Origin of the sequence: Pseudonocardia oceani, assembly GCF_019263585.2 — a bacterium.
GTDB classification, from domain to species: domain Bacteria; phylum Actinomycetota; class Actinomycetes; order Mycobacteriales; family Pseudonocardiaceae; genus Pseudonocardia; species Pseudonocardia oceani.
On the sequence record NZ_JADQDF010000001.1, the window covers coordinates 6,073,980 to 6,092,892 of the forward strand.

The 18,913-nt window shown below is 75.1% G+C and carries 18 protein-coding genes; 9 read left to right on the top strand and 9 right to left on the bottom strand.

What is annotated here, in order from left to right; translation table 11 throughout:
* Nucleotides 1-8 precede the first annotated feature (8 nt).
* The 6 genes from cydC to I4I82_RS30465 all read right to left on the bottom strand — a co-directional run bounded on the left by cydC (nucleotide 9) and on the right by I4I82_RS30465 (nucleotide 6,913).
* Nucleotides 9-1,682, bottom strand: a complete 1,674-nt coding sequence (cydC, locus tag I4I82_RS30440; protein ID WP_218593156.1) for a thiol reductant ABC exporter subunit CydC — start codon at nucleotides 1,680-1,682, stop codon at nucleotides 9-11.
* The gene (gene cydD, locus I4I82_RS30445) at nucleotides 1,679-3,277 is read right to left on the bottom strand and encodes a thiol reductant ABC exporter subunit CydD (RefSeq protein ID WP_218593157.1); all 1,599 of its coding nucleotides are present in this window, start codon (nucleotides 3,275-3,277) and stop codon (nucleotides 1,679-1,681) included. The genes cydC and cydD overlap by 4 nt, the downstream gene beginning before the upstream one ends.
* A complete protein-coding gene (gene cydB, locus I4I82_RS30450) occupies nucleotides 3,264-4,247 on the bottom strand; it encodes a cytochrome d ubiquinol oxidase subunit II (RefSeq protein ID WP_218593158.1) in 984 nt (327 codons plus the stop codon). Before cydB ends, cydD begins: the two co-directional genes overlap by 14 nt.
* 9 nt (nucleotides 4,248-4,256) lie before the next feature.
* Entirely contained in the window at nucleotides 4,257-5,651 is a 1,395-nt protein-coding gene (locus tag I4I82_RS30455) for a cytochrome ubiquinol oxidase subunit I (protein WP_218596295.1), read from the bottom strand.
* Nucleotides 5,652-5,747: 96 nt separating this feature from the next.
* Entirely contained in the window at nucleotides 5,748-6,410 is a 663-nt protein-coding gene (locus I4I82_RS30460) for an anti-sigma factor family protein (RefSeq protein ID WP_218594505.1), read from the bottom strand.
* A complete protein-coding gene (locus tag I4I82_RS30465; protein ID WP_226370337.1) occupies nucleotides 6,407-6,913 on the bottom strand; it encodes a sigma-70 family RNA polymerase sigma factor in 507 nt (168 codons plus the stop codon). The genes I4I82_RS30460 and I4I82_RS30465 overlap by 4 nt, the downstream gene beginning before the upstream one ends.
* A 101-nt stretch (nucleotides 6,914-7,014) precedes the next feature.
* On the opposite strand from I4I82_RS30465, the gene I4I82_RS30470 reads away from it, so the two are divergent.
* The 8 genes from I4I82_RS30470 (at nucleotide 7,015) to I4I82_RS30505 (ending at nucleotide 15,585) form a co-directional block, all read left to right on the top strand.
* The gene (locus I4I82_RS30470; protein ID WP_218596296.1) at nucleotides 7,015-7,626 is read left to right on the top strand and encodes a hypothetical protein; all 612 of its coding nucleotides are present in this window, start codon (nucleotides 7,015-7,017) and stop codon (nucleotides 7,624-7,626) included.
* Nucleotides 7,626-8,228, top strand: coding sequence for a DUF6529 family protein (locus tag I4I82_RS30475; protein ID WP_225920727.1), 603 nt, complete (start codon nucleotides 7,626-7,628; stop codon nucleotides 8,226-8,228). The genes I4I82_RS30470 and I4I82_RS30475 overlap by 1 nt, the downstream gene beginning before the upstream one ends.
* Before the next feature lie 23 nt (nucleotides 8,229-8,251).
* Nucleotides 8,252-8,713, top strand: a complete 462-nt coding sequence (locus I4I82_RS30480) for a Rieske (2Fe-2S) protein (RefSeq protein WP_218596297.1) — start codon at nucleotides 8,252-8,254, stop codon at nucleotides 8,711-8,713.
* Nucleotides 8,714-8,818: 105 nt separating this feature from the next.
* Nucleotides 8,819-10,669 carry a methylmalonyl-CoA mutase family protein gene (locus tag I4I82_RS30485; RefSeq protein ID WP_218593873.1) on the top strand — a complete coding sequence of 617 codons (1,851 nt, stop codon included), beginning with the start codon at nucleotides 8,819-8,821 and terminating at the stop codon, nucleotides 10,667-10,669.
* Entirely contained in the window at nucleotides 10,666-12,804 is a 2,139-nt protein-coding gene (gene scpA, locus I4I82_RS30490) for a methylmalonyl-CoA mutase (RefSeq protein WP_218593872.1), read from the top strand. The genes I4I82_RS30485 and scpA overlap by 4 nt, the downstream gene beginning before the upstream one ends.
* A 63-nt stretch (nucleotides 12,805-12,867) precedes the next feature.
* Complete coding sequence (meaB, locus tag I4I82_RS30495) at nucleotides 12,868-13,869, top strand: methylmalonyl Co-A mutase-associated GTPase MeaB (RefSeq protein WP_218596298.1); 1,002 nt, start codon at nucleotides 12,868-12,870, stop codon at nucleotides 13,867-13,869.
* 67 nt (nucleotides 13,870-13,936) lie between these two features.
* Nucleotides 13,937-14,755 (top strand): metal-dependent hydrolase, encoded by an 819-nt coding sequence (locus I4I82_RS30500; RefSeq protein ID WP_218596299.1) that lies wholly within the window; start codon nucleotides 13,937-13,939, stop codon nucleotides 14,753-14,755.
* A complete protein-coding gene (locus I4I82_RS30505; RefSeq protein WP_218596300.1) occupies nucleotides 14,752-15,585 on the top strand; it encodes a DUF1932 domain-containing protein in 834 nt (277 codons plus the stop codon). The genes I4I82_RS30500 and I4I82_RS30505 overlap by 4 nt, the downstream gene beginning before the upstream one ends.
* 16 nt (nucleotides 15,586-15,601) lie before the next feature.
* Here I4I82_RS30505 and I4I82_RS30510 read toward each other — a convergent pair whose 3' ends face one another.
* From I4I82_RS30510 to I4I82_RS30520, 3 genes are all read right to left on the bottom strand, one after another.
* Nucleotides 15,602-15,757 (bottom strand): hypothetical protein, encoded by a 156-nt coding sequence (locus tag I4I82_RS30510; protein ID WP_218594427.1) that lies wholly within the window; start codon nucleotides 15,755-15,757, stop codon nucleotides 15,602-15,604.
* Nucleotides 15,758-15,852: 95 nt separating this feature from the next.
* Nucleotides 15,853-16,620: an SDR family oxidoreductase gene (locus I4I82_RS30515; RefSeq protein ID WP_218594428.1), complete on the bottom strand. Its 768-nt coding sequence runs from the start codon at nucleotides 16,618-16,620 to the stop codon at nucleotides 15,853-15,855.
* Nucleotides 16,617-18,407: an ABC transporter ATP-binding protein gene (locus I4I82_RS30520; protein ID WP_308112846.1), complete on the bottom strand. Its 1,791-nt coding sequence runs from the start codon at nucleotides 18,405-18,407 to the stop codon at nucleotides 16,617-16,619. The genes I4I82_RS30515 and I4I82_RS30520 overlap by 4 nt, the downstream gene beginning before the upstream one ends.
* Before the next feature lie 76 nt (nucleotides 18,408-18,483).
* On the opposite strand from I4I82_RS30520, the gene I4I82_RS30525 reads away from it, so the two are divergent.
* On the top strand, nucleotides 18,484-18,894 hold the full coding sequence (locus tag I4I82_RS30525) for a MarR family winged helix-turn-helix transcriptional regulator (RefSeq protein WP_226370338.1): 411 nt from the start codon (nucleotides 18,484-18,486) through the stop codon (nucleotides 18,892-18,894).
* Nucleotides 18,895-18,913 lie beyond the last annotated feature (19 nt).

The window sequence follows — 18,913 nt, forward strand, 5'->3', positions numbered from 1 at the left end:
GCCGCACCTCACGGTGGTGCTTGCAGCAGTGAGGTGCGGTCGGCGACGATCACCCCGCCTGACCCACCCAGCTCCACCACCTCGTCCAACTCGTCCAGTCCGGCGGGATCGTGGGTGATCAGGACGACCGTCCGGCCGCGGGTGGCGTCCAGGACGTCGGCCAGCACCGCGTCGCGGGTCTCGGGGTCGAGGTGGGCGGCGGGTTCGTCGAGCACCAGGACCCGGGGGTCGGCGAGCAGGGCGCGGGCCAGGGCGAGGCGGGTGCGCATGCCGCCGGAGAGCCGGTCGCCGTGCGGGCCGGTCTCGGCGTCGAGCCCGCCGGCCGGGGCGAGGGCGCCGGTGAGCCGGACGCGGTCCAGCACCGCCACCAGCTCGGCGTCCGTGGCACCGGGCCGGGCCAGGCGCAGGTTCTCGCGGACGGTCGAGTCGAACACGTGCGGGTCGGCGGGAACGCCGCCGATCGCGGTGCGCACGTCGTCGGCGTCCTGCGTGGTGACGTCGACGCCGTCGAGGTGCACGGTGCCGCCGTCGGGGTCGCGGAACCGGAACAGCACCGACGCCAGCGTCGACTTGCCCACTCCGCTCGGCCCGACGACGGCGACGCGCCGCCCGGGCGGGAGGTCGAGGTCGAGCCCGTCGAGCACCCACGGCTCGTCGGGGCCGTAGCGCACGCGCAGTTCGCGGATCCGCAGGCCGGGGAAGGCGAGCACGGGCGCGGTGGCACGGCGGGTCAGCGCCGGCGGCGTGTCGAGCACGTCGAACAGCCGGGCCCCGGCGGCCCGCAGGCCCCCGAGCCGGGCGGCGACCGCGGGCAGCGGTGCCACGATCTCGAACGCGGCCAGCGCCGTCAGCACCAGCACCGCCAGCCCGACGGTGCCCAGCTCGTCGACGGCGGCGACGCCCAGCAGCAGCGTGCCCCACAGCGTCAGCCCCGCCACCAGCGCCGACGCCCCGGCGCCGAGCCCGAGCAGCGTCGCATCGCGACGGGCGACGCGGGTCAGTGCGGCGTCGGCGGCCTCGACGCGCGCGACGGCGGCGTCCATCGCGCCGAACGCCTGCAGGTCGGGGGCGCCGTGCACGGCGTCGACGAGCGCCGTCGACAGCTCCGCCCGCGCCGCCGCCGCCCGCCGCCCCGGGCCGCGCCCGGCCGCCGCGGCGAGCAGCGGCACGGCCAGCCCGCCGAGCAGCAGGCCCGCGGCCAGCAGGACGCCGCCGGGCACCAGCACCGCCGTCGACAGCGCCACCACCCCGGCCCCGGTGACCAGCGCCGCCGCGGGCGGGGTGAGCCCGCGGACCAGCAGGTCCTGGGTGGCGTCGGTGTCGCCGACGAGCCGGGTCACGAGGTCGCCGGAGCGGAAGCGGCGCACGGGCTCGGTCGCGGCGAGCCGCTCGTAGACGCGCACGCGCACGTCGGCCAGGGTCCGCAGCGCGGCGTCGTGGGTGACGAGCCGCTCGAGGTAGCGCGCCACCCCACGCGTGACGCCGAGCGCCCGCGTCGCGACGACGGCGACGCTCAGCGCGGTGAGCGGGGGCTGTGCGGCGGCCGTCGCGATCAACCAGGCCGCGACGGCGAGCAGCGCCACCGCCGACGCCGTCGCGACCGCCCCGGCCAGCACGCCGAGCGCGAAGCGCGCCCCGCGCGGGCGGGCGAGGGCGATCATCCGGAGCAGCGGGTCGCTCATGCCGGCACCAGCGCGTCGAGCCGCACGACCTCGTCGGCCAGGTCGGCCCAGCCCTCGTCGTGCGCGACGACCACGGCCGTCCGGCCCCGGACCAGCTCGCGCACCGCCACGCGCACGTCGGCGGCCGTCGCCGCGTCCAGGTGGGCGGTCGGCTCGTCGAGCAGCACGAGCGGCGCGTCGCGCAGGAACGCCCGCGCCAGCGCCACCCGCTGCCGCTGCCCCGACGACAGCCGCGTGCCGCGCTCGCCGAGCCGGGTGTCGTACCCGTCGGGCAGCCCGGCGACCACGTCGGCCAGCCCCGCGCGCTCGGCCGCCCGCACCACCTCGGCGAGCGGGGCCTCGGGCGAGCCCAGCCGGATGTTGTCGGCCAGTGTCGCGTCGAACAGGTGCGGGCGCTGCGGGACCCAGGCGACGTTCCGGCGCCACTGCGCGGTCGACAGGCCGGCGAGGTCGCGGCCGTCGACCGTGATCCGCCCGGCGTCCGGCTCGGCGAACCGCAGCAGCAGCGACAGCAGCGTCGACTTGCCCGCCCCGCTGCGCCCGGTCACCAGGGTGGTCGTGCCGGCCGTGAGCGCGAGGTCGAGCCCGCGCAGCACGGGGAGCGAGCCGTAGGACAGCGACACGTCCTCGAACCGGACGACCGACGGCGCCGGCACCGCCGGCCCCTCGACGACGGCGGGCACCGGCCGCTCCAGCACCGCGAACACGCGCTCGGCCGCCGCGACCCCCTCCGTCGACGCGTGGAACCGCGCCCCCACCTCGCGCAGCGGCAGGTACGCCTCGGGCGCGAGGATCAGCACGAGCAGCGCGGTCTCCAGGTCGAGCTGCCCGTGGAGCAGGCGCAGCCCGACCTCGACGGCCACCAGCGCGACGGCGAGCGTCGCCAGCAGCTCCAGCACGAACGCCGACAGGAACGCGATGCGCAGCGTGCCCAGCGTGGCGTCGCGGTGGGCGTCGGTGGCCGCGCGGATGCGCGCGGCCTCGGCCTTCGAGCGGCGGAACAGGGCGAGCGTGGGCAGGCCCTCGACGACGTCGAGGAAGTGCCCGCCCAGGCGCTCCAGCAGCCGCCACTGCCGCCGCGTCCGGGCCTGCGTGTGCCAGCCCACGAGCGCCATGAACACCGGGATGAGCGGCAGCGTCAGGCCGATGACCAGCGCCGAGATCCAGTCCGCCTGCGCGACGACCACCAGCACCGTGGCCGGGACGAGCACCGCCAGCACGAGCTGGGGCAGGAAGCGGGCGACGTAGTCGTCGAGCGCGTCGAGCCCGCGCGTGGCCAGCGTGACGACCTCGCCCGCGTCCTGCGGCGCCCGTCCGACGTGGTGGACCAGCCGCCGCCGCAGCGCCGACTTCACCGACGCCGCACTGCGCAGCGCCAGCGCCTCCCCGCCGTACGCGAGGGCGACGCGGGCGAGCACGAACGCCCCCAGCGCGGCGACGGAGACGGCGAGCTCCGCCGTCGCGATCGTCCGGGCGAGGACCCCGGCCTGCACCAGGATGAGCGCGGTCGTCGCCACCCCGCAGGCGACGGTGACGGCCAGGTGCACCCGCACCGCGCCGACGCTGCGGACCAGCCGGGGGTCAAGAGGCCTCAACGCGCACCCGCTTCCGGAACACCCAGTAGCTCCACGCCTGGTACCCGACGACGAGCGGCAGGAACACCGCCCCGATGACGCTGAGCACGCCGAGCGTGTACGGCCCCGACGACGCGTTCGCGACCGTGAGGTCGAACGCGGGGGAGACCGTCGACCGCATCAGCGCGGGGTGCAGCCCGTCGAACACCACCACGGCCAGCGCGACGATCGACGCCGCCGTGGCCGCGAACGCCCACCCCTCGCGCCACCGGGCCGCCGCGGCGACGGCCGCGAGCAGCAGGCCCACCGCGAGCAGCGCCGCGACCGCGCCCGAACCCTGGTCGCGGACCGTCCATGCCAGGAACCCGCCGACAACGGGCACCGCGGCGAACGCCGACGTCCGGGCGGTGAGCCGGGCGCGGTGGCGCACCGGACCGTCGGTCTTGAGGCCGAGGAACAGCGCGCCGTGCAGCACGAACAGCGTGGTCGTCGCGAGGCCGCCGAGCAGCGCGTAGGGGGAGAGGAGGTCGAGCAGGCCCGAGCGGACCACGCCGTCGGCGCCGATCTCGACCCCGCGCAGCAGGTTCGCGAACACGAGGCCCCAGCCGAACGCGGGCACCAGGCTGCCGCCGAGGATCGCGGCGTCCCAGCGCTTGCGCCACACCACGGAGTCGATCTTGCCGCGGTACTCGAAGGCGACCCCGCGGAACACCAGCGCCACCACGATCAGCAGCACCGGCAGGTAGAAGCCCGACAGCGTCGCGGCGTACCAGGCGGGGAAGGCGGCGAACATCGCGCCGATCGCGGTGATCAGCCAGACCTCGTTGCCGTCCCAGACCGGGCCGATCGCGTTGATCATCGTGCGGCGCCCGGCCTCGTCGCGGCCGACGGCGGGCAGCAGCATCCCGACGCCGAAGTCGAAGCCCTCCAGCACCAGGTAGCCCGTCCACAGCAGGGCGATGGCGAGGAACCAGAGCGTGGGGAGGTCCATGACCCGCTCCTAGTAGGTGAAGGCCGGGACGGGAGCGCCCGGGGCGACGGTGGGCGTGACGTGCGCGGGCCCGGCCTTCACGTAGCGCCAGAGCAGCCGCGCCTCGACCACGGCGAGCGCGCCGTAGAGCAGCGTGAACACGCTGAGCGAGAACGCGACCTCCCCGAGGGACACGCCGGGCGAGACGCTGGCGGCCGTCATCAGCTCGCCGACGACCGTCCACGGCTGGCGCCCGATCTCGGTGAGCACCCAGCCCGCGATGTTGGCGGCGAGCGCGGCGGGCAGCGCCAGCACCGCCACGCCGTACATCCAGCCCTGCTCGGGGAGCCGGCCGCGCCGGGTCAGCCACAACCCTGCGACGCCGACGGCGATGCCCGCCCCGCCCAGCCCCATCATCAGCCGGAAGGCCCAGTAGAGGACCGGCACGTTCGGGACGTAGTCGGCCGGGCCGAACTGCTGCTCGAAGCGCTCCTGCAGATCGACGATGCCCTCGACCTCGCCGGTGAACGACCCGGTCGCGAGGAACGACAGCACGTAGGGGACCTGCACGTTCACGACGTTGCGCGAGCCCTCGACGTCACCGACGGCGAACAGCGAGAACCCGGTGGGCGCCTCGGTGCGCCACAGCGCCTCGGCCGAGGCCAGCTTCATCGGCTCGTACTGCGCCATGAGCTTGGCCTGGTGGTCGCCCGACAGCGCCACCACCGCACCGGCGACGACCGTGGTGACCAGCCCGGCGCGCAGGGTCTTCCGGAACATCTCGAGGTCCGCGTCGCGATGCTTCCGGAGCCGGTACGCGCTCACGGCCACGACGAACAGCCCGGCCACGACGAACGACGCCCCGAGCACGTGCACGTAGGTCGACCACGCCTGCGGGTTGGTCAGCACCGCGCCGATGTCGGTGAGGCGCGCGCGGCCCGTGGCCTCGTCGACCGTGAAGCCGACGGGGTGCCGCATCCAGGCGTTCGCGGCGAGGATGAAGTAGGCCGAGAGGTTCGAGCCGAGCGCGGCGGCCCAGATCGTCGCGAGGTGGACGCGCTTCGGGAGCTTGTCCCAGCCGAAGATCCACAGGCCGATGAACGTCGACTCCAGGAAGAACGCGAGCAGCGCCTCCAGGGCCAGCGGGGCGCCGAAGACGTCGCCGACGAACGTCGAGTAGGTCGACCAGTTCATTCCGAACTGGAACTCCTGCACGATGCCGGTCACGACGCCCATCGCGAAGTTGATGAGGAAGAGCTTCCCGAAGAACCGCGTGGCGCGCAGGTACTCCTCGCGGCCGGTGCGGTGCCACGCGGTCTGCAGCGCGGCGACGACGACGGAGAGCCCGATCGTCAGCGGCACGAACAGGAAGTGGTAGATCGTCGTGATCCCGAACTGCCAGCGGGCGAGGTCCAGGGCGTCCACGCGGTGCCTCCCGACTCGAACTTCTACGTCTTGTAGTAGTTCTACACCACGTAGAACATCGGGTGCGGGGAGTGTGTTCCGCGGCTCCCGGGATCGTCAGACGGGCAGGGTGATGAGGTCGGTTCCGCCCTCGTCGCGGATCGCGACGGCCAGGACGTCCTCGGGATCGATGATCGTCGAGCCCTGCACCGTGCCGCCCTCGACCTCCCAGGTGGGGGAGACCAGCCAGCTCCCGGCGACGTTCTCGGTGCCGTCGCGCCCGACCACGATGATCGTGCAGCGCTTCCCGGCCGGGATGCCGCGCACCGTCGTGGCCACGCGCACCCACCCGGCCGCGGGGGTCACCGTGGCCGACGCGACGATCGGACCGGCCGTGCCGTCGACGGTCCGGGCGCCCGCCGCGACGGTCGTGGCGCCGGGCGCGAGCGCCTGCCCGAGCAGCGCGCCGCCGCCGACCAGCGCCACCGCGACGGCCACCGCGGCCGCCACCAGTGCGAGCCGCCGGCGCCGCCGGGCCCCGCCGCGCTCGGCCCGCACCGCGCGGACGGTGCGCGCCAGCAGCAGGTCGGAGTCGGGCGGGCCGTCGAGGAAGACCTCCGGGGGCACGTCGCGCAGCGCGAGCGCGGTGTGGCTCAGCGAGGCGAACTCGCGCCGGCAGTCGGCGCAGGTCGCGAGGTGGGCGTCCACCGCCCGTGCCTCGTGGTCGTCGAGCAGGCCCAGGGCGTGGGCGCCGAGGTCGCCGCGGTCGTGCAGCGTCATCGGGCCTCCATCACCGAGCGCAGGGCGCGCAGCGCGTAGAACGACCGTGACTTCACCGTGCCCTTCGGCACCCCGAGCGCCACGGCGGCCTCGTCGAGGTTGCGCCCGTGCAGGTAGACCTGCTCCAGCACCGCGCGGTGCTCGTCGGACAGCGTCCCCAGGGCCGCGTGGACGGTGACCGACGCGGCCACCGCGTCGGCGTGGTCGCGCGCCACGGGGGGCCGCTCGGGCTCCTCGGCCACCTCGCGCGGGCGGGAGTCGCGCGCCCGGACGCGGTCGATGACGATGTTCCGCACCACGGTGAGCAACCACCCGCGCACCGATCCGCGCCCGTTCGTGAGCACGTCGGGGTGGCGCCACGCCCGGAGCAGGGCCTCCTGGACCACGTCCTCCGCTGCGGCGCGGTCGTCGAGCAGTCGTGTCGCGTACACCAGCATCGCCCGTCCGTGTTCGGAGTAGACGGCGTGGACCAGCGCCTCGTCGCCGGTACTGGTGCGGTCCACGGGCGAGGACCCTACTCACGGTCACCCACCTGCCCCCCACACGGACGGACCCGGCGGACGGTTCAGCTGAACCCGGGCCGCCACCCGTCCGTGTACCGGTCATGACGCGCACCGCTCCCCTGATGACGCTGCTGGCCGTCGCCGCCCTCGGCGGCGGCCTCTTCGCCACGAACCACCTGAGCACCCCCGCCCCGACGGCCGTGCCGGTCGCCGCGAACGCGCCCGTCCCCGCCCCCGCTCCCGCCGCGGCCGCACCGGTCACCGGCACGGTCCCGGAACCCGCGGCCCCCGCCCCGGAGCCGCAGGTCGGGGCGGCGGAGGAGGCGGCGGAGGCCGCGGAGGACGCCGCCGTGGACGAGGCCGCGGAGGTCGCCGCCGCACCCGGCGAGGCCGCCTACGCCGGCCGGACGCAGGGCCGCGACATGACCGTCGCCGTCGTCGTCACCGGTGACGACGCCGTCGCCTACGTCTGCGACACCAGCGACGAGGTCTGGCTGCGCGGCACCGTCACCGACGGCGAGCTGACGATGGAGAACGCCGACGGCACCGCGACCCTCACCGGCACCGTCGACGCCGACGGCGCCGCGGGCACCGTCACGGTCGGCGACGACGAGTACGCGTTCACCGCCGGTGCCACCGACGTCGACGAGGCCGTCGCGGGCGGGCGCGAGGACGTCGCCGACGTCGCCGACCGCGCCGGGATGGCGTACTGATGAGCGCCCCGGCCGCCGGCGCACCCCGCGTCGCCGAGGACGAGCGCTACACCGAGGAGGGCCCGGCGCACTCGGCCGCCCCGAGGGTGCGCACCGGGCCGCTGCTGGTGGCCGTCGCGCTCGGGACGCTCGTCTCCGTCGGCCTCGGCGTCTACGGCCGCCTGCACGAGCCGACGTTCTTCGCGGTCAGCGTCACCGGCTTCTCCAGCGGCACCGCCGTGAAGAGCTGGCTCGGCACGGCCGCGTTCGTGCTCGTGCTGGTCCAGGTCGTGTCGGCCCGGCTCATGTACCGCGGCGGCGGCCGGTTCGGCGCGGCGCTGCACCGCTGGTCCGGGCGCGCGGCGGTGCTGCTGACGGTGCCCGTCGCCGTCCACTGCCTCTACGCCCTGGGCTACCAGGACTCCACCCCGCGCGTGCTCGTGCATTCCCTCGCGGGCTGCGCGGTCTACGGCGCCTTCGTCGCGAAGATGCTTCTGCTGGGCCGGCCGGGCGGCCCGCGCTGGGCGGTGCCGGTGCTGGGCGCGCTGCTGTTCGTCGCGCTCACCGCGCTGTGGCTCACCTCGTCGCTGTGGTTCTTCACCACCTCCGGCCTGACGTTCTGACCCGATGTCCTGAGAGGCACCCGATGACGACCCGACGCTCCCTGCTCGCCGCGGCCTGCGGCACCTGCGCCGTCGCGCTGACCGGCTGCGCCGGCTACGGCCCGGGCCGCAGCGCGGCGACGGCGCCGCTGCCGCCCCCGTCCACCGCCGCGGTGCCCGACCCCGCGGCCGCCCCCACCTCCACCTCGGTCCCCGTCGCCGACGCCCTCGCCGCCGCCGCGGCGGTCCCGGTCGGCGGCGGGCTCGTGCTCGCCGACCTCGACCTCGTCGTCACCCAGCCCGTGGCGGGCGAGTTCGCGGCGTTCTCGGCCACCTGCACGCACCAGGGCTGCGTGGTCACCGAGGTCGTCGACGGCCGGATCGTCTGCCCCTGCCACGGCAGCACCTTCTCGATCACCGACGGCGCGCCGACCGCGGGCCCGGCCGAGCAGCCGCTGCCGCCGCGGGCCGTCAGCCTGCAGGGTGGCCGGATCGTGCTGGCCTGAACGGTCCTGGCCTGATCTTCTCTGGGCCGAACGCGCCACCGGACGTGAGCGGAGCCACCACCGTCGGTGGAGCGACGACCGGCGCAGGGTCACTACGATCCGGGGATGCCCGAGGCAGAGTCGTCCGAGGTGTCCGTGTTGCCGCTGGCCGCCGAGTTCCCCGCCGCCACGGAGGCGGAGTGGACCGCGCTGGTCGACGCCGTGCTGCGCAAGGCCAAGCGCATCGGTGAGGACGCCCCGGAGGGCGCCGGCGTCGAGAAGCTGGTGCGCACGAGCCCCGACGGGATCGCCGTCCGCCCGCTCTACACCGAGGTGCCCGACGCCCCGGTCGGCGTGCCCGGCGCCGCGCCGTTCGTCCGTGGCGCCACCATCGACGGCCCCGTGCCCGACGGCTGGGACGTGCGGCAGCGCCACACCGGCACCGACGCCGACGATCTGCGCGCCGCCGTGCTGGCCGACCTCGAGAACGGGGTCACCTCGGTCTGGCTCGACGGCGTCGCACCCGCCGACCTCCCGCACGTGCTGGGCGACGTCCTGCTCGACCTCGCCCCCGTCGTCCTCGACGCCGGCGCGGGCGACCAGGCCGCGCTCGCCGAGGCGTTCCTCGCCCTCGCCGCCGAGCGCGGCACCGGGGAGGCGCTGCTCGGCACGCTGGGCCTCGACCCGGTCGGGCTGCGCGCCCGCACCGGTGACGGCCCCGCGGTCGACTCGGTCGTCGCCCTGGCCGAGCGGGTCGCGGCCGACCACCCGCTCGTGCGCGCCGTCGTCGTCGACGCCCTCCCGGTCCACACCGCGGGCGGCTCCGACGCCCAGGAGCTCGGCTTCGCGCTCGCCGCGGGCCTGGAGTACTTGCGCGTCCTGGAGCCCCTGGGCGTGCCGACGGCGTCGCGGCTGCTGGAGTTCCGCCTCGCCGCCTCCGCCGAGCAGTTCCCGACGATCGCCAAGCTGCGCGCGGCCCGGCGGCTCTGGGCGCGGGTCACCGAGGCCTGCGGATCACCCGAGCCGATGGCCACGCACGCCGTCGCCTCGCCGACGATGTACACCCGCCGCGATCCCTACGTGAACCTGCTGCGCGGCACCCTCGCCGGGTTCTCCGCGGGCGTCGGCGGGGCCGACGCGGTCACCGTCGCCCCCTTCGACGCCGCACTGGGCGCGGCGCAGCCGTTCTCCCGGCGGATCGCGCGCAACACCCAGGCACTGCTGGTCGAGGAGTCGCACCTGGCCCGCGTCATCGACCCCGCGGGCGGCTCGTTCTACGTCGAGTCGCTCACCGACGGGCTCGCCCGCGCCGCCTGGGCGTTCTTCCAGGAGATCGAGGCGGCCGGCGGGGCGGTCGCCGCACTCGACTCCGGGTTCGTCGCCGAGCGCACCGCCGAGGTCCGCGCCCGCCGCGAGCGCGACGCGGCCACCCGCAAGCGCCCGCTCACCGGCGTCAGCGAGTTCCCCGACCTCGACGAGAAGCCGGTCGAACGGGAACCGCTGCCCGAGCGCCCCGGCGGCGGCCTGCCGGTCTACCGCCCGGCCGGCGCGTACGAGGAGTTCCGCGACCGCTCCGACGCCGTTCTCGCCGAGACGGGGTCGCGCCCGCGCGCGTTCCTGGCCACGCTCGGCCCGCTCGCGGCCTACACCGCCCGCGCCGGGTTCACCCGCAACCTGCTGCAGGCGGGCGGCATCGAGCCCGTCGAGGCCGGGCCGACCGAGACGGCCGCCGACGTCAGCGCGGCCTTCACCGGGGCCGGCACGCCCGTCGCCGTCCTCTGCTCCACCGACCGGATCTACGCCGAGCGAGCCGCCGAGACCGTCGCGGCGCTCCGCGACGCCGGCGCCACGCACGTGCTGCTGGCCGGGAAGAGCGACCTGGAGGGCCTCGACGGCACGCTGCACGCCGGCTGCGACGCCCTCGCCGTGATCGACGCCGTCTTCGAGAACGCCGGCCACCAGGAGGGTGCGCGATGATCCCCGACTTCACCCGGGTACCGCTCGACGCCGAGCGCGTCGCCGGCGAGTGGGCGGGCGCCGGCACGCCCTGGGAGTCGCCCGAGGGCATCCCGGTGTCGCCGCTCTACACCGCGTCCGACCTCGGCGGCCTCGACTTCCTGCACACCTACCCCGGCATCGCGCCCTACCTGCGCGGCCCGTACCCGGCGATGTACGCGACGCAGCCGTGGACGATCCGCCAGTACGCGGGCTTCTCGACGGCCACGGAGTCCAACGCGTTCTACCGGCGCAACCTCGCCGCCGGGCAGAAGGGCCTGTCGATCGCGTTCGACCTGGCCACCCACCGCGGCTACGACTCCGACCACCCGCGCGTCGGCGGCGACGTCGGCATGGCGGGCGTCGCGATCGACTCGATCTACGACATGCGCCAGCTCTTCGACGGCATCCCGCTCGACGAGATGTCGGTGTCGATGACGATGAACGGCGCCGTGCTGCCCGTCCTCGCGCTCTACATCGTGGCGGCCGAGGAGCAGGGGGTGGAGCACGCGCAGCTGACCGGGACCATCCAGAACGACATCCTCAAGGAGTTCATGGTCCGCAACACCTACATCTACCCGCCGCAGCCGTCGATGCAGATCATCTCCGACATCTTCGGCTACACCTCGCGGGAGATGCCGAAGTTCAACTCGATCTCGATCTCCGGGTACCACATCCAGGAGGCCGGGGCCACGAACGACCTCGAGCTGGCCTACACCCTCGCCGACGGCGTGGAGTACCTGCGGGCCGGGATCGACGCGGGCCTCGACATCGACAAGTTCGCCCCGCGCCTGAGCTTCTTCTGGGCGATCGGCATGAACTTCTTCATGGAGGTCGCGAAGCTGCGCGCGGCCCGGCTGCTGTGGAGCAAGCTCGTCAACCAGTTCGACCCGAAGAACGCGAAGTCGCTGTCGCTGCGGACGCACTCGCAGACCTCGGGCTGGTCGCTGACCGCGCAGGACGTCTACAACAACGTCATCCGCACCTGCATCGAGGCGATGGCCGCCACCCAGGGCCACACGCAGAGCCTGCACACCAACGCCCTCGACGAGGCGCTCGCGCTGCCCACCGACTTCTCCGCGCGCATCGCGCGCAACACCCAGCTGCTGCTGCAGCAGGAGTCGGGCACCACCGACGTCATCGACCCCTGGGGCGGCAGCTACTACGTCGAGAAGCTCACCCACGACCTCGCCCGCCGCGCCTGGGGGCACATCGAGGAGGTCGAGAAGGCCGGCGGGATGGCGCAGGCCATCGACGCCGGCATCCCCAAGCTGCGCGTCGAGGAGGCCGCGGCGCGCACGCAGGCCCGCATCGACTCCGGCCGCCAGCCCGTCATCGGCGTCAACAAGTACGTGGTGGCGCAGGACGAGCAGCTCGACGTCCGCAAGGTCGACAACGCCGGCGTCCGCGCCGAGCAGCTCGACAAGCTGCGCCGGCTGCGCGAGGAGCGCGACTCCCGCGAGGTCGACGCCGCGCTGGAGGCACTGACGGATGCCGCGGGGAAGGACCGCCGCTCCGACGACGAGAACCTGCTGCACCTCGCCGTCGTCGCGGCGCGGGCGAAGGCCACCGTCGGGGAGATCTCCGACGCGCTGGAGAAGGTGTACTCGCGCCACGCGGGCCAGATCCGGATCATCTCCGGGGTGTACTCGGAGGAGACGGGGAAGAACCCGACGTTCGACCACGCCCGCGAGCTGGTCGACGCGTTCGCCGCGGAGGAGGGGCGCCAGCCGCGCATCCTCGTCGCGAAGATGGGCCAGGACGGGCACGACCGCGGCCAGAAGGTGATCGCCACGGCGTTCGCCGACCTCGGCTTCGACGTCGACGTGGGCCCGCTGTTCCAGACGCCGGGCGAGGTCGCGCGGCAGGCGGTGGAGGCCGACGTGCACGTCGTCGGCGTCAACTCCCTGGCCGCGGGCCACCTCACCCTGGTGCCCGAGCTGCGCGAGGAGCTGGCCAAGCTCGACCGCTCCGACATCATGGTCGTGGTCGGCGGCGTGATCCCGCCCGCCGACGTCCCGACGCTGCTGGAGATGGGCGCGGCGGCGGTCTTCGGGCCGGGCACCGTGATCGCCGAGGCGGCGGTGGACCTGCTGACGAAGCTGGGGGAGAGCTGACCCCCCTGTGCGCGCGAACCGTGCCCCTGGGCACGGTTCGCGCGCACGAGGGCCGGAGGCCCCGTGGGTGAGCGGCAGCGGCGCCCCGTCGACGTCGCGGCGCTCGCGACGGGCGTGCGCGGGGGGTCGCGGTCGCTGCTCGCCCGGGCGATCACGCTGGTCGAGTCGCACCGCCCCGACCACCGCGCCGCCGCGCAGGAGCTGCTGCTCGAGCTGCTGCCGCACGCCGGGGGAGCGGTGCGCGTCGGGATCAGCGGGGTGCCGGGGGTCGGGAAGTCGACGTTCATCGAGGCGCTGGGCACCCGCCTCACCGGCGACGGCCACCGCGTCGCCGTGCTCGCCGTCGACCCGTCGTCGACCCGCACCCGCGGCTCGATCCTGGGCGACAAGACGCGGATGGCGAAGCTCTCCGTCGACGAGAACGCGTTCGTCCGGCCCTCGCCGAGCGCCGGCACGCTCGGCGGCGTCGCCCGCGCCACCCGCGAGACGATCCTGCTGATGGAGGCCGCCGGGTACGACGCGGTGCTCGTCGAGACGGTCGGCGTGGGGCAGTCCGAGGTGACGGTCGCGGGGATGGTGGACACGTTCCTGCTGCTCACCATCGCGCGCACCGGCGACCAGCTGCAGGGGATCAAGAAGGGCATCCTGGAGCTCGCCGACGTCGTCGCGGTCAACAAGGCCGACGGCGACCACGAGCGCGCCGCGAGGGTCGCCGCCCGCGAGCTGTCGGGCGCGCTGCGGCTGATGACGCCCACCCACGAGTCCTGGCGCCCCCCGGTGCTCCCGTGCAGCGCGCAGACGGGGATGGGACTCGACGAGGTGTGGTCGGCCGTCCGCGAGCACCGCAGCACCCTGGAGTCCGACGGCTCGCTGGGCCGGCGCCGGGCCGACCAGCAGGTGGAGTGGATGTGGGCGATGGTCCGCGACCAGCTCATGGACCGCCTGCACGCGACGGCGAAGGACACGATCGGCGAGCTGGAGGACGGCGTGCGCAGCGGCGACGAGACCCCGACGCGCGCCGCGGCCCGCCTGCTGGACGCCCTGGGGCTGCCCGACCAGCGCTGACGGGGTCTGCGGCGAGCGGACGGCGCGCCTCACCGCCGTCGCGCGGGCGGTTGCGTAGCGTCACCACGTGCTCGGGGTCAGTCATGCCACGTCCGGTGCCGTACTCGGGTTGGCGGTGGCCGGGTACGCCCCGCTCGCCCTCGGCATCGAGCCCTCCGCGGGGTCGGTGCTCACGTTCGCCGCGGTCTGCGCGGGCGCCGCGCTGCTGCCCGACCTCGACCACCCGTCGTCGACGGCGACGAAGCACTTCACCGCGGCCTCGTTCCTGGCCTCGCAGGTGGTGCGGCCGCTGTCGGGCCTGGTCTACCGGCTCACCCGCGCGCGCCGCGACACCGGCAAGGGCACCCACCGCGGCCTGACCCACACCGTCCTCGGCGCGGTGCTGCTCGGGCTGGGCGTCAACCTCGCCTCCTCGGCGTGGGGCGCGCCGGTGCTGCTCGGCACGCTGTTCGTCTGCCTGGCGCTGGCGATCAAGGGGCTCGACGCGATCGTGCCCGGGCCGCCGTCGCTGGTGGTCGCGGCGGCGCTGACGTTCGCCGTCGAGGCCTACGTGCCGGGCGGGACCGCCGGGACGGCCGGATGGCTGGGTACCGCGGTGACGCTCGGGATGGTCGTGCACTCCGTCGGCGACGCCGTCACCGAGTCCGGTGCCCCGCTGTTCTGGCCGGTGCCGATCCGTCAGCGCCGCTGGTACCCGGTCGGCAGCCCGCGGCCGCTGCGCTTCCGCACGGGCGGGAAGGTCGAGGCGTGGCTCGTCGCGCCCGGCCTCACCGTGGCGGTGTTCGTGCTGGCCGCGCTCGTCGTCCCCGGGGTGGCGCCGGTGCTGCTCGATCTGCGCGACCGGGTCGAGCAGCTGATCGCGGGTGCGGCCATGATGGCGCCATGAGTGCGCCCCCGACGCCGACGCTGCCCCCCCGCCCGGTGATCGGGATCCTGCACCCCGGTGTGATGGGGGCGGCGATCGGCTCGTCGCTCAAGCCGGTGGCGGGGGCCGTCGTCTGGGCGGCGGCCGGGCGGAGCGTGCCGACGTCCAAGCGCGCCGAGACCGCCGACCTGATCGGCGTCCCGGACCTTCCCGAGCTGGCCCGGCGCTCGCACGTGATCATCTCGATCTGCCCGCCGCACGCAGCGCTCGACGTCGCGGGGCAGGTGGCCGACGCGCTCGGCGACCGCCCGGAGCGCCCGCTCTACGTCGACGCCAACGCCGTCTCGCCGGCCACCGTCACGGCCGTCGCGGAGCGGCTGGGGGCCGAGCACGTCGTCGACGGGGCGGTGATCGGGCCGCCCGCGTGGGAGCGGGGGAGCACGGTGCTGTGGCTGTCGGGGGTCCGCGCGGCGGAGGTGGCGGCGCTGTTCGACCACTCCCCGTTCGACGCCCGCGTCCTGGGCGACGACCTCGGCGCCGCCAGCGCGCTCAAGGCCTGCTTCGGGCTGCAGAGCAAGGTGGTGCCCGCGCTGTGGCTGACGATGGCCCAGGCCGCGCGCGCCCACGGCGTCGAGGACGCGCTGCGCGAGGAGCTCGCCCGCGACGACATCGACTACCCCGCGCTGATCAGCCGGGCCGCGGGGCGCGCGGCCGCGAAGGGGTGGCGCTGGGCGGGGGAGATGGAGGAGGCCGCCGACGCGATCGCGGCCCTCGGGCTGCCCGACGGCTTCTCGCGCGCGGCGGCCGAGGTGTACCGGGCGGCGGGGAACCCCGAGGGGCGCCGGAGCTGACTCGACCCTGCCGGGCCTACTCCGCGGAGCGCTCGGCGAACTCGTCGGCGGTGCCGGCCGGCGTCGACCACCCGCGGTTCGACGGCGCGTCCGCCGCGAACGCCACCGCGGCACCGCCGACGGCGAGCGCCGCCGCGAGCGCGGCGGCCAGGACGAACCGGGTGAGCTGCATGGCGTCAGCCTGCCGACAGCGCCCGCCGGCGTCAGGTCGCGCGCCGGGATCGTCCCCGAAGGTGTGACGGCCCTTTAGCCCGTTCGGGCGAGCGATCACGGGGAGGAGCGGCGGAACCCGCCCTCCGCGTCGACGACCTGCCCGGTGATCGAGGCGGCGTCGGGAGAGAGCAGGAGCGCGACGACGGCGGCGGCCTCGTCGGCGGTGTTCCAGCGTCCGCGCGGCATGTGGCGGGCGACGTGGTCGTCGAGGCCGGGCGTGGCCCAGCCGGTGTCGGTGGGGCCGGGGTTGACGCAGTTGACGGTGATGTCGCGGTCGGCGAGCGCGTCGGCCAGCGTCGGGGTGATCACGGCGAGCGTGGCCTTCGTGGCCGCGTAGGGGATCTCGCCCGGCATCGGCCCCCGGTGCGCGCCGGAGGTGAAGAGCACGACCCGGCCGCCGGTGCCGGAGAACTGCTCGGCGAAGGCCTGCACGAGCAGCAGCGACGCCCGGACGTTGACCGCCCACACGGCGTCGAGCATCGCGGCGTCCAGGCCGGCCAGCGTCGCGTCCTGCGAGCGGGCGTGGTTGACGACCAGCGTGTCGAGCGGGCCGTGCACCGCGACGGCGCCGCCGACGAGCGCGGCGGGTGCGGACGGGTCGGCGAGGTCGACCGCGGCGTGTCCCAGCCGGCCGTCGTGGGGCCCGAGCGCGGCGAGCACGCCCTCGACGCCCGCGGCGTCGGCACCCCACGGCTCGGTGGCGTCGTAGGGGCTCCAGGAGTGGGCGAAGACGCGGTGGCCGTCGTCGAGCAGGCGCCGGGCGATGGCGAAGCCGATGCCGCGGCGCCTGCTGACGCCCGTGACGAGCGCCGTGCGGGTCATGCGGCCAGGGTGGCGTACCGGCCGTGCTGCGCGACCAGCGCGTCGTGCGTGCCGGACTCCACGATGCGGCCGTGGTCGACGACCGCGATCCGGTCGGCGTCGCGAACGGTGGAGAGGCGGTGCGCGATGGTGATCGTCGTGCGGCCCCGCGACAGCGCGTCGAAAGCGGCCTGCACGGCCTTCTCTGTGGAGGTGTCGAGCGCCGAGGTGGCCTCGTCGAGCACCAGCACGCGCGGGTCGCGCAGCAGGGTGCGGGCGATGGCCAGGCGCTGCTTCTCGCCTCCGGAGAACCGGTGGCCGCGCGAGCCGACCATGGTGTCGTAGCCGTCGGGCAGGCCGGTGATGAGGTCGTGGACCTGCGCGGCGCGCGCGGCGGCCTCGATCTCGGCGTCGGTGGCGTCGGGCTTGGCGTAGCGCAGGTTCTCGCGGACGGTCGTGTGCAGCAGGTAGGTCTCCTGGCTGACGACGCCGACGACGGCCGCGAGGTCGGTGAGGCGCATGTCGCGCAGGTCGACGCCGTCGATCGTCACGCGTCCGGCGTCGGGGTCGTGGAGGCGGGCGACGAGTGCGGCGAGCGTGCTCTTGCCGGAGCCGGTGGCACCGACCAGGGCCAGCGTGCTGCCGGCCGGGACGTCGAGGGTGACCCCGGCGACGGCTGCGGTGTCGGCGCCGGCGTAGGCGAACGTGACGTCCTCGATGCGGACGTGGCCGGACATCGCGGACGGGTCGACGTCGACGGGGTCGGCCGGGTCGTCGACCTCCACGGGCAGGTCCAGGTACTCGAAGATGCGCGCGAACAGGGCGAGCGAGCTGACCAGCGAGACGCCCACGCTCATCAGGCCCAGCAGCGGCCGGAACAGGCCCGCCTGCAGCGTGGTGAACGCGATCAGCGTGCCGATCGACAGGGTCCTGGTGAAGCCGGCGCCGAGGTAGATCACGGCGGGCACGGCGGCGAACACGACGCCGGTCGCGGCCATCCGCCAGCGTCCCGCGAGCTGGCTGCGCAGCTCCAGGTCGACCAGGCGCTCGGAGGAGCCGGTGAAGCGCTCGACGAGCGCGGGGCCCGCGCCCATTGTCCGGGAGAGCTGGATGCCGCTGATCGACAGGCCCTCCTCGACGGTGACGTTGAGGTCGGCGAGCTCGCGCTGCTGCTGCGCGGTGATCGCGCGGCGCATCCGGGCCACGCGGCGCGTCAGGTAGACCGCGGGCGGCAGGACGACGAGCGAGACCAGCGAGAGCTGCCAGGACAGCACGGCCATGGCGACGGCCGTGGCGACCGCGGTGGTCAGGTTGGACGCGACGGACGTGGCCGTCGAGGTGACGACGGTCTGCATGCCGCCGATGTCGTTGGTGATCCGCGACTGCACCTCACCGGTTCGGGTGCGGGTGAAGAACGCGATCGACTGGCGCTGCAGGTGGGCGAACACGTCGGTGCGCAGCCGGTGCATGACCTGCTGGCCGACGGAGGTGGCGATCCAGGTCTGGACGACGCCGAGCGCGGCGGTGACCGCGGCGACCACGACCATCGCACCGGTGAGCCAGGCGAGCAGGACGATGTCGCGCTCCGGGAGCGCGGTGTCGATCACTGCGCGCAGCAGGAACGGAGAGGCCAGGGCGACGACGGACGACGCCCCGATGATGAGGGTGACCGCGACCAGAGAGCCGCGGTGGGGGGTGAAGAGCCGGCCGATGCGGCGCAGGGAGACCTCGCGGGCCTGCGCCTTCTCGGCGGCGCTGACGGTGTCGCGGCCGGCGCGACGGGACATCTTCTCGGTGTCGGCTTCCAAGTGGGATCCTTCCGTTCAAGTTGCTGAGGTAACCTCACTATGAGGGTGCAACACGGGCGCTGTCTAGTCTGTTCCCGTGGACGACTCCCTCTCCGACGGATTCCGCGCGGTCGCGCGGCGGATGCGCGAGGCCGCGCGCGAGGCGCTGGCCCCCTGGGACGTCACGCCCGCTCAGGCCAGGGCGCTGGGCACGCTGCTGCGTTCGGGGCCCCTGCGCCTGGGGGACCTGGCCGACGCGCTGCGGATCGCGCCCCGGTCCGCGACCGAGGTCGTCGACGCGCTGGAGGGCCGCGGCCTCGTCGAGCGCGGCCCGGACCCGGCCGACCGCCGCGCCACCCTCGTCGCCCCCACCGAGCGCGGGCGGGAGGTGGGCGAGGCGATCCGCGCGGCGCGTGCGGCGGAGGCGGAGAGCGTGTTCCGCCCGCTGTCCGACGACGACCGCGCCAGCCTCGCCCGCATCCTCCGCGCCCTGACCCCGCCGCCCTGACCCCCGCCACCCCACTGCG